Origin of the sequence: Citrobacter sp. RHB35-C21 (genome assembly GCF_013816515.1) — a bacterium.
Lineage (GTDB): Bacteria > Pseudomonadota > Gammaproteobacteria > Enterobacterales > Enterobacteriaceae > Citrobacter > Citrobacter braakii.
On sequence record NZ_CP057147.1, the window covers coordinates 3,705,598 to 3,715,981 of the forward strand.

General features: G+C 57.1%; 10 protein-coding genes. 4 read left to right on the plus strand and 6 right to left on the minus strand.

What is annotated here, in order from left to right:
* Nucleotides 1-129: 129 nt before the first annotated feature.
* Genes entH through entC form a run of 5 tightly spaced genes read right to left on the minus strand, consistent with a single transcriptional unit; the run spans nt 130 to nt 4,991 of the window.
* The gene (gene entH / locus HVZ39_RS18150) at nt 130-543 is read right to left on the minus strand and encodes a proofreading thioesterase EntH (RefSeq protein WP_029139447.1); all 414 of its coding nucleotides are present in this window, start codon (nt 541-543) and stop codon (nt 130-132) included.
* 2 nt (nt 544-545) lie between these two features.
* Nucleotides 546-1,301, minus strand: a complete 756-nt coding sequence (gene entA, locus HVZ39_RS18155) for a 2,3-dihydro-2,3-dihydroxybenzoate dehydrogenase EntA (RefSeq protein ID WP_181632793.1) — start codon at nt 1,299-1,301, stop codon at nt 546-548.
* On the minus strand, nt 1,301-2,158 hold the full coding sequence (locus tag HVZ39_RS18160) for an isochorismatase (RefSeq protein ID WP_181632794.1): 858 nt from the start codon (nt 2,156-2,158) through the stop codon (nt 1,301-1,303). The genes entA and HVZ39_RS18160 overlap by 1 nt, the downstream gene beginning before the upstream one ends.
* A gap of 13 nt (nt 2,159-2,171) precedes the next feature.
* Nucleotides 2,172-3,782: a (2,3-dihydroxybenzoyl)adenylate synthase EntE gene (entE, locus tag HVZ39_RS18165; RefSeq protein WP_181632795.1), complete on the minus strand. Its 1,611-nt coding sequence runs from the start codon at nt 3,780-3,782 to the stop codon at nt 2,172-2,174.
* Nucleotides 3,783-3,815: 33 nt separating this feature from the next.
* Nucleotides 3,816-4,991, minus strand: coding sequence for an isochorismate synthase EntC (entC, locus tag HVZ39_RS18170; protein WP_016152197.1), 1,176 nt, complete (start codon nt 4,989-4,991; stop codon nt 3,816-3,818).
* 187 nt (nt 4,992-5,178) lie between these two features.
* Here entC and fepB point away from each other — a divergent pair, with 187 nt between their 5' ends.
* Nucleotides 5,179-6,135, plus strand: coding sequence for a Fe2+-enterobactin ABC transporter substrate-binding protein (gene fepB, locus HVZ39_RS18175; protein WP_016152196.1), 957 nt, complete (start codon nt 5,179-5,181; stop codon nt 6,133-6,135).
* A gap of 58 nt (nt 6,136-6,193) precedes the next feature.
* Here fepB and entS read toward each other — a convergent pair whose 3' ends face one another.
* Nucleotides 6,194-7,432 carry an enterobactin transporter EntS gene (gene entS / locus HVZ39_RS18180; protein ID WP_181500120.1) on the minus strand — a complete coding sequence of 413 codons (1,239 nt, stop codon included), beginning with the start codon at nt 7,430-7,432 and terminating at the stop codon, nt 6,194-6,196.
* Nucleotides 7,433-7,541: 109 nt separating this feature from the next.
* Here entS and fepD point away from each other — a divergent pair, with 109 nt between their 5' ends.
* Genes fepD through fepC form a run of 3 tightly spaced genes read left to right on the plus strand, consistent with a single transcriptional unit; the run spans nt 7,542 to nt 10,356 of the window.
* Entirely contained in the window at nt 7,542-8,549 is a 1,008-nt protein-coding gene (fepD, locus tag HVZ39_RS18185; RefSeq protein WP_047358072.1) for a Fe(3+)-siderophore ABC transporter permease, read from the plus strand.
* Nucleotides 8,546-9,538, plus strand: a complete 993-nt coding sequence (gene fepG / locus HVZ39_RS18190) for an iron-enterobactin ABC transporter permease (protein WP_016152193.1) — start codon at nt 8,546-8,548, stop codon at nt 9,536-9,538. Before fepD ends, fepG begins: the two co-directional genes overlap by 4 nt.
* The gene (gene fepC / locus HVZ39_RS18195) at nt 9,535-10,356 is read left to right on the plus strand and encodes an iron-enterobactin ABC transporter ATP-binding protein (RefSeq protein WP_016152192.1); all 822 of its coding nucleotides are present in this window, start codon (nt 9,535-9,537) and stop codon (nt 10,354-10,356) included. The genes fepG and fepC overlap by 4 nt, the downstream gene beginning before the upstream one ends.
* Nucleotides 10,357-10,384 lie beyond the last annotated feature (28 nt).

The following is a 10,384-nucleotide window of genomic DNA, read 5'->3' on the forward strand; positions in this document are numbered from 1 at the left end:
CTTTTCTGAATTTAACAACCTGACAACCATGTAAACCCGAAGTATCACTGAGTATTTACATTGCATTGTTAACTGGATCACTTCATTTAGCCGTTAACCCTGCAATTTCATTTTACTTTGTCGGGCGACTCACCCCATCACCGCAGTGCCTAAACGACAGGTGCAACAGCGTCGTCCCTGCTCATCAAAGATGACGATTTCCCAGCTTTGACTCTGACGCCCGAGGTGCAACGGCTGGCAAACGCCGCGCACTTTCCCCTGCGCAACCGCCCGATGGTGCGTGGCGTTCAGTTCCGTACCCACCACACACTGTCCGTCGCGAGTCATCAGATAACCCGCCATCGAACCCAATGTTTCCGCCAGGGCCGCCGACGCGCCGCCGTGCAGCAGACCAAACGGCTGATGCGTCCGGCTATCCACCGGCATTTCGGCTTCCAGCACATCATCCCCCAGTCGGGTATAGACCATGCCTAAATGCGCCACCATCGTGTTCTGACTGGTGGCATTCAGTTCATCCAGCGTTAAATGACGTTTCCAGATCATCGTCATGCCCCCAGCGTGGAGCCGCCGTCCACCACGATATCCTGAAGCGTAATGTGGCTCGCCAGATCGGAAGCGAGGAATAAAATCGTGTTAGCGATTTCCTGTGGACGAGCGATTTTTCCCAGTGGAATGCCGAGCTTAAACTGCTCGCCAAACCCACGAATGCGCTGTTGCTCCGCGTCATCGCAGACCCACAACGTACGCTGCATGTCGGTGTCGGTCGAGCCTGGCGAAACCACATTGCAACGCACACCGCTGCCTGCCAGTTCAAGTCCGACGGTCAGTGCCAGGTTTTTCAGCGCGGCTTTTGACGCACCGTATGCGCTCATACCGATACGCGGCGTGTGCGCCGCATCCGACGCGACGGTCACGATTGCCCCGCCCTGCTGGCGACGAAACTGCGCCATCGTCTGCTGAAACAGATTGAACGCCCCACCAACGTTAACCGCAAACGTCTGCTGCCACTCCTCAATGCTCAGCGCATCGGTGGCCCCCATACGCAAAATACCCGCCGCATTGACCAACACATCCAACCGCTCGCGCGTTTGCAGGACGCGCTGACACACCTCAGCCACCTGTTCAGCATTCGCCACATCCAGCACTTCGGTGGCAAACGGGTAATTATCCTGAGAAAATTCACGATCGAATCCTGTCACCTCAGCACCCGCTTTCACAAACGCCAGCGCGGTGGTGTAGCCAATCCCTTTTCCCGCGCCGGTTACCCAGACGGTTTTCCCTGCGAAGTCAAATCCAGACATTACTTCACCTCGCGAGAGAGCAGCGTCCACCAGGCGTCAATGGTCGGGTTTTTCGCCAGCATCACGAAGTCAATATCACCATGAACCTTACGCCAGCGCGCCGCCAGCGCCATCATGCGCACGGAATCCAGTCCGTAGTCGATCAGGTTTTCGTCATCCATCGGTTCTTCGGACTCATCCAGCAGCGGCAGAATAATGCTGCGTAACGCATCTTTGCTGGCCGGTACCGGCGTCGGTAATAATTCCTGAGTCATCACCACACGCCCGGAGCGTCCCGCCACGTATTTCAGCGACATCAGATGTTCGTCACGGCTAAAGTCTGCCAACGCATCGGCAACCATAAACGGCTTGATGTCGCGCATAAAGGCGTCTGTTGCGGTGGTCATACAGCCAATATGCGCATACACGCCGGTAATGATCAGTTGATTACGTCCGGTTTCCTTAAGCATCTGTTCCAGCGGGGAGCGATGAAATGCGCTGTAACGCCATTTCACCAGAATGGTATCCGCTTCATCCGGCGCCAGCGCCTCAACGATTTTCTGCTGTTCCGGTGAACGCGTCAGTCCCGGTCCCCACATATCATTGAGCAGAGCGCGGTCTTCATCACTCTGTTCTTTCGGCTGAGCGGTGTAAAACACCGGAATGTTATTCTCTTTGCAGTACTGACGCAGTGCGGCGATGTTAGCGACGACCTGCTCCATCATCGGGCAGTTATCGCCCCAAAAGCCGATAAAATAGTCCTGCATGTCGTGGATCAGCAGCGCGGCGCGTTCGGGGTCAAACGCCCAGTCCACTTTGTTCACCGGAACATCAAGCGCCGTGGGTAGCGCATAAGCCTGTAGTTTAGGAATTGCCATCTCTTATTCTCCTTCAGGCCAGTGAACGTGATGCCAGCCACTGACGTAATTGTTTTTTATCTACTTTCCCAACCGGAGTCAGCGGTAACGACTCAACGCACTCCACGCGGTCAGGTAATTTAAATTCCGCTACGCCCTGTTCGCGTAGAAAACGACGCACCTGCACCGCTCGCAGCGGCTCTTTTACCACCAACCAGGCACAGCTTTTCTCGCCCATCAGTTCGTCATCCATACTGACCAGCGCGGCATGGATCACCATCGGGTGGCGCAGCAGCAGGTTTTCAATCTCTTCTGCAGCGATCTTCTCTCCACCGCGGTTGATCTGATCCTTCTCGCGTCCCTGGACGGTGATGTAGCCATCTCGATCGATGGCGATCAGATCGCCGGAGCAGTAAAAACCGTTGGCGTCAAAGGCGCTGGCATTGTGCTCAGGACTGTTGAAGTAACCGCGGAAGGTGTATGGGCCACGCGTCATCAGGCGCCCGGTTTCTCCCTCGGCTAAAGGGTTGCCGTCAGCGTCAGCTACCCAGACTTCATCATCGGGACACATCGGACGGCCCTGGGTATTGATGATGCGTTCAGGACTGTCGTCCAGACGGGTGTAGTTCACCAGTCCTTCCGCCATGCCGAAGACCTGCTGCAGCTGGCAGCCGATCTCCGCCGGAATACGCGCCGCAAGCGAGGCGGAAAGCCGAGCCCCACCGACCTGTAGCAGCTTCAGCGAAGCCAATTGCGCATTGCTCCCCCACTCCGCAATTGCCTGCAGCCACAGGCTCACCGCTGGCGGCACCAGCGCCGTGACGTTAACCTGATGCTGTTCAATCAGAGGGAAGCACAGGGTGGCGCTCGGGTCAGCCGCCAGCACGACGGAGCCGCCAGCCAGGAATACCCCCAACGCGCCTGGCGAACTCATCGCGTAGTTATGCGCCGCCGGGATCGCGCATAAATAACGCGTTTCCCCGGTGAAGCGGCAAATCTCATTGCTGCGACGCACGCTGTAGTAGTAATCGTTATGGGTACGAGGAATCAGCTTTGGCGTCCCGGTAGTCCCGCCAGAAAGCTGGAAATAGGCCACCTCATCAGCAGGCGATGGCGTGGCGGAAAAATCAGTCGCAGGCTGGCTTATCGCCGTTTGCAGATTGTGTTCGCCTTCATCATTGCGCAGTTGCACCACGCGCACTGAATTGTGTTCAGCCACAAAAGCGTTAAGAAAATCGTCTCCGCTAAACAACGCATGCTGACGATCGGCAATCAGCAGCGCCGGTTCAATCTGTTTGGCATAGGCGTTAAGTTCATTACGCTGATGGCTGAATAATGCCAGCACCGGAGCTACACCCAGCTTGAGCAGCGCAAAGAAAGTGATATACAACTCAGCCACGTTGCCCAGTTGCACCAGCGCGGTTTCGCCGGGTTTGATCCCCTGACGGCGCAGGCTGCAGGCGAGATTGTCAGTGGCCTGATTCAGTTGGCGATAGCTCAGGTGGCATTCGCCATCGATCACCGCCGTATGGTCGCTGTCGGCGTGACGGGTCAGAATGTCGGTCAGCGGCAAATCCTGCCAGTAACCTTTTTCACGATAGCGGCGGGCAAACTCCTCCGGCCAACGGGTGAAAGGAATACTCATTATCGCTCCTTAGAGGCCTGGTCAATAAGGCTCTTAATGCAGTCCAAAAACATTCAACATCGTGGAGAGTTTGGCTCCCGTTTCACGCCATTCCGCAACCGGAGACGAGGCCGGAACAATCCCGGCACCGGCAAAGAAACGTACCTGATTACGCAGCAGCTTCGCACAACGGATCGTCACCACCCATTCGCCGTTGCCTTGGGCATCACACCAACCGACAATGCCACCGAACAGTTCGCGATCGAACGGCTCCAGCTCGGCGATCAGTTTGCGCGCAACCTGATGCGGGAAGCCGCTCAGCGCAGGCGTCGGATGCAGCAGGCACGCGAGCGTCAGGGCGTTTTCTTGCGCGTTGGCTTTACCCTCAAACGGCGTGCCGAGGTGCCAGAGCGTAGGCGTGGTGACCAGTTGCGGAGAAGAAGGGAGTTGCAGTTCACGGCTGCGATCGCGCAGGACATTTTTCATGGCCTGCGTCACCAGTTCGTGCTCATGGCGATCCTTTTCGGACGCCAGCAGGCGGATGCCCGCCTCACGGTCCAGCACATCGTCCGGTTGACGACGTGCCGAGCCTGCCAGCGGTAATGAGCTGAAACGATCGCCTTCTTTGCGTAACAGCAGTTCCGGACTGGCGCCAATCAATACGCCACCGTCTTCAAGGGGAACGTGAAAGTTGTAGCTCGCCGGATTTTGCGCCACCAGGCGCTCCAGCAGCGCCCCGCTGTCAATATTGGCATCAGCGGTGATATCGATCAGGCGTGACAACACCACTTTGTCGACTTCCGGGGTTGCCGTCAGCGCAGCCGCGCGAGCGACCATATCTTCAAAGAAGTTCTGTTCCGGGATCGATTTACGTTCAACAACGTTCAGCGACTGATGCGCGTTAAAGTAACGAGATGATTGCTGCTTCGCCGTTCGGGAGAACGTCTGCCATGACTGGGGAATAAACAGCGATGACGGCTGGCGGGTGTCAAAAGGAATCGCCCCGACCATGATGGGGTTAGCGATACCCTGCGCTTTGGCATCAGCAAACAGTGCATGCATTTTTTGTTGGAAAGGGCTGTCTGGCGAATCGCCATCAATTGCCGGTTCCGCATAGCGGGCGAAGCATCCTGACGTCGTAAAACTACGGTACGGCGACATAAAGAAAAAACTGTCGGGAGCGAGCGTCGGCATAGTCTGCGTTTTTTCCTCGGCCAGTGACGTTTCCATATCATCCTCCAAAAATGATAAAAGCTCTAATAATGATTATCATTTATATTTTCGGTCGCTAACCTAAAAGCAAAGCGGCGGTATGTCAACTCTTGTGGCAGCACAATGTGCGACTTTGGCTTGCATCCTTGTCCACTAACAATGAAAATGAGAAGCATTACTTATACTGATAACAGGATGCTGATTCGTGAGTCTCCCCTCTTTTTGCCGCACCGTGCTCTTACTGGCAGGTTTGTCTATTTCAGGAATTTCTTCAGGTTATGCCGCCGACTGGCCGCGTCAGGTTACCGACAGTCGTGGTACGCATACGCTGGAACATAAGCCACAGCGAATTGTCTCCACCAGCGTCACCCTCACCGGCTCGCTGCTGGCAATTGATGCCCCGGTCATCGCCAGCGGCGCCACTACGCCGAACAATCGCATCGGCGATGCACAGGGCTTTTTACGCCAGTGGAGCGAAGTGGCAAAAGCGCGCAAACTGAGCCGCCTGTATATCGGCGAACCGAGCGCTGAGGCCGTGGCGGCGCAAATGCCGGATCTGATTCTGATCAGCGCCACCGGGGGAGATTCAGCCCTCGCGCTATACGATCAGCTGTCCACCATTGCGCCAACGCTAATCATTAATTACGACGACAAAAGCTGGCAGTCGCTGCTGACGCAGTTAGGTGAAATTACCGGTCAGGAGCAACAGGCGGCTGCGCGTATTGCCGAGTTTGATAAGCAACTGCAGGCGGTAAAGCAGCGTATTACCCTGCCGCCGCAACCGGTCAGCGCGCTGGTGTACACCGCTGCAGCGCACAGCGCCAACCTGTGGACGCCTGAGTCGGCGCAGGGCAAGCTGATGGAGCAGTTAGGTTTCACCCTGGCACCGCTGCCTGCCGGATTGCACACCAGCCAGAGTCAGGGCAAACGCCACGATATCATCCAGCTTGGCGGTGAGAACCTGGCGGCAGGCCTGAACGGCGAAGCGCTGTTCCTGTTCGCTGGCGACAACAAAGATGCCGACGCCATTTATGCTAATCCGCTGCTGGCGCATCTGCCTGCCGTGCAGAATAAACGTGTTTACGCCCTGGGTACGGAAACCTTCCGTCTCGACTACTACAGCGCGACCTTGCTGCTGCAACGTCTGTCAGCTCTCTTTTAATCGCCAGCGCCGGATACGGCTAACGCCTTATCCGGCCTACAAACCGTAGAAGACAACGCTATCCGGCATTCACAGGCATTTGTCGGAATCGGCGCACTTCTCCCAGCAACAGCAGCAGTAGCAGACCGACAATCACCAGCCCAAACCCACTTACGCTTGCCGAAGCAACCGGTGTCATCATCGCCCCCAATCCCCCTAACAGCGCCGCGCCGATCGCATCTCCTGTAACGTTCTGCGCAGTCCACAAACCGTTAATTCGCCCGAGCATCGCTTCTGGCGTCTGCGTCTGTAACAGGGTGTACTGCAACAAAGAGCTGACCGCACTCAGCCAGCCGAACAGCGCCAGGCAGACAACGCCAAGCTCCCAGATCGGCATCAACCCAAACAGACCGATAGCCAGGAACGAAGCCACGGTCGATACCAGCATGATCAGTCCCGGACGAACGCTGTGCGCCAGTTGTCCGCTGGTCAACGCGCCCACCGCCGCGCCAAGAGGAATGGCCGCATACAGCAGACCTATTTGCGCACTCGACATTTGCCAGTTAATCGCCAACGCGGGATACAACACGCGCACGGCGCTCGCCATAGTCAACAGACCGCCAAGCAGTGCAATGCCGCCAATCAGCGGGCTGGCAAGCAGAAAGCGAAATGCTGCCAGCAGTGATTTTAGCGGATGCTCGCGCGGCTGCGGCGGAGGCGGCAGCGCGGGAAGGCTCAGCAACGGCAGCAAGGTAATGAAAGTGCCCGCCGCCGCCAGACCGTAGTTCCACGCCACGCCACCGGTCGCGAGCAATACCCCGCCAAGCATCGGCGAAATAACCGAACCCAGGCGTACCGTCAACATGGTAATCGCCCCGGCCTGCATCAAATTCTCCCGCCCAACCAGCGCCGGTGTAGCCGCCAGCAACGCGGTCACGCCCAGCGAGGCAAAGAAACCGTCCCATAAGCCAAGCAAATAAATCGCCAGTAACGACGGTTCGGGCAGCAGCGCATTCAGACACAGACCAATAAAGCCGATTCCGCAGGTTCCACGAGCCAACAGGATCACTTTTTTACGCTCATAGCGGTCGGCCAGCACCCCGCCCACCATCAGACCAATAAACATTGCGCTGCCGGTCAACGTTACTGACAAACCGACCTGCCAGGTCGACTGGGTCATCATCTGGATCTGTACCGGAACCGCCACGCCGAGTAGCCCCAGAGAGACAATGGAAATAAAACGGGCGAGGAAGACGGCGCGAAATGCAGGGTGGGTCTTTAACAGGCTGAGATTGAGCAGCCAGGATTGTCGATTCATTACAGAGCCTTACCAGGTACTTTTTCAATATCCATTCGATGGCTGCACATGCTAACATATCCAAATAAGATCGATAACGATAATTACTATCATTATCAGGGAAGTTGATATGTCATGCTCTGTTTCCGCGACACGTGCCTTCGCCGTGCCCGGACTATTGTTATTACTTGTTCTCACCACGGTATTAAGTCTGGTTATTGGCGCCAAGTCGCTACCTGCCTCCGTGGTGCTGGATGCACTTACCGGCAGTTGTCAAAGCGCTGATTGCACCATCGTGCTGGACGCGCGACTGCCGCGCACGCTGGCGGGGCTGCTCGCCGGTGGGGCGCTGGGTCTGGCTGGCGCATTAATGCAAACGCTCACGCGTAACCCTCTCGCCGATCCCGGCATTCTGGGCGTTAACTCCGGAGCCAGCTTCGCTATTGTGCTGGGAGCCGCGCTGTTCGGTTTTTCCTCTGCGCAAGAGCAACTGCTGATGGCCTTTTCCGGGGCGCTGGTCGCGTCGCTTATAGTGGCCTTTACCGGCAGCCAGGGCGGCGGGCAGTTAAGCCCGGTACGCCTGACGCTGGCGGGCGTTGCGCTGGGCGCGGTGCTGGAAGGATTATCCACCGGAATCGCCCTGCTCAACCCGGATGTCTACGATCAGTTGCGTTTCTGGCAGGCCGGTTCATTGGATATCCGCAGCCTGCAAACGCTGAAGGTCGTCCTGGTGCCGGTACTGATTGCCGCGGCTATCGCGTTGTTCCTTAGCCGTGCTCTGAATAGCCTGAGCCTCGGGAGCGACACCGCCACCGCGCTTGGCAGCAAAGTCGCTCGCACGCAGTTTATTGGCCTGTTGGTGATTACCGTACTGTGCGGCAGTGCGACCGCGATTGTCGGCCCTATCGCCTTTATCGGCCTGATGATGCCGCATATGGCGCGCTGGCTGGTGGGGGCAGATCACCGTTGGTCGCTGCCCGTTACCCTGCTGGCAACCCCCTCTCTGTTGCTAATTGCCGATATCATCGGTCGCCTGATTGTCCCCGGCGAGCTGCGCGTTTCAGTGGTCAGCGCATTTATCGGCGCGCCGGTGCTTATCTTTCTGGTACGCCGGAAACCGCGCGGGGGTGGCGCATGATGCACCTCTCCCGCCGCCTGATAGTCAGCAGCCTGCTGCTGGTTGTAGGTTGTCTCGCCGTTGGCTTGTGGAGCCTGCGTAGCGGCGTCGTGACGCTGGAAACCCAGCAAATTATTGCAGCCCTGCTTGGCGATGCGCCGCGCAGTATTACGCTGGTGGTGACCGAATGGCGTTTGCCACGCGTGCTGATGGCGCTATTGATTGGCGCGGCGCTCGGCGTGAGCGGTGCAATATTCCAGTCGCTGATGCGCAACCCGCTGGGCAGCCCGGATGTGATGGGTTTCAATACCGGTGCCTGGAGCGGTGTGCTGGTGGCAATGGTGCTGTTCGGACAGCATCTCACCGCTATCGCGCTTGCGGCCATGGTTGGCGGGGTCCTGACGTCTCTGGTGGTCTGGGCGCTCGCCTGGCGCAATGGTATCGACACCTTCCGGCTGATTATTATTGGGATCGGCATACGCGCCATGCTGGTTGCGTTCAACACCTGGCTACTGCTGAAGGCATCATTAGAAACCGCGCTGACCGCCGGACTGTGGAACGCCGGATCGCTCAATGGCCTGACCTGGGCCAAAACCTGGCCTTCTGCCCCGCTGATTATCCTTATGCTGGTGTGCGCCACGCTGCTGGTGCGCCGGATGCGTTTACTGGAAATGGGTGATGACAGCGCCTGTGCGCTTGGCGTCAGCGTAGAGCGCTCACGCCTGATGATGATGCTGGTTGCGGTTGTACTGACCGCTGCCGCCACCGCGCTGGCTGGCCCTATCTCGTTTATTGCCCTTGTCGCCCCACATATCGCGCGGCGGATTAGCGGCACATCGCGCTGGGGATTAACCCTGTCGGCGCTGTGTGGCGCGTTGCTGCTGTTGATGGCGGATTTATGCGCCCAACAGCTGTTTATGCCTTATCAGCTTCCGGTGGGCGTTGTCACCGTAAGCCTCGGCGGTATTTATCTTATCGTCTTGTTAATTCAGGAGTCCCGCAAAAAATGATCGAATCAGTAGCCCGTTTGCGTGGCGACCAGTTAACGCTGGGTTATGGCAAATTTACCGTAGCGGAAAACCTCAATGTGTCGATTCCAGACGGTCACTTCACCGCAATTATCGGGCCAAACGGCTGCGGAAAATCAACGCTACTGCGCACGCTTAGTCGTCTGATGACGCCCGCGCACGGTAAGGTCTGGCTCGACGGCGAGCATATCCAGCACTATGCCAGCAAAGAGGTTGCTCGCAGAATAGGTTTGTTGGCGCAGAACGCCACCACGCCAGGTGATATTACGGTACAGGAACTGGTTGCCCGTGGGCGCTACCCGCACCAGCCATTGTTTACTCGCTGGCGAAATGAGGATGAAATCGCGGTCTCAAACGCAATGCAGGCGACGGGAATCACTCATCTTGCGTCACAAAGTGTGGATACCCTTTCCGGTGGACAACGCCAGCGCGCATGGATTGCGATGGTGCTGGCGCAGGAAACGTCGATTATGCTGCTCGACGAACCTACCACCTGGCTGGATATCAGCCATCAGATCGATCTGCTGGAGCTGCTGAGTGAGCTAAACCGGGAGAAAGGGTATACGCTGGCCGCCGTTCTGCACGATCTTAATCAGGCGTGTCGCTATGCGACACATCTGATTGCGCTGCGTGACGGAAAAATTGTTGCCGAGGGTGCGCCGAAGGAGATCGTCACAGCGCAGCTTATTGAAAAAATCTATGGTCTGCGCTGTATGATTATCGACGATCCGGTTGCCGGAACGCCGTTAGTGGTGCCGCTTGGGCGTACACCGAAAATTCATACCCAGTCATCTCTATAGGGATGACTACACGGGTCAGCGTTTAACA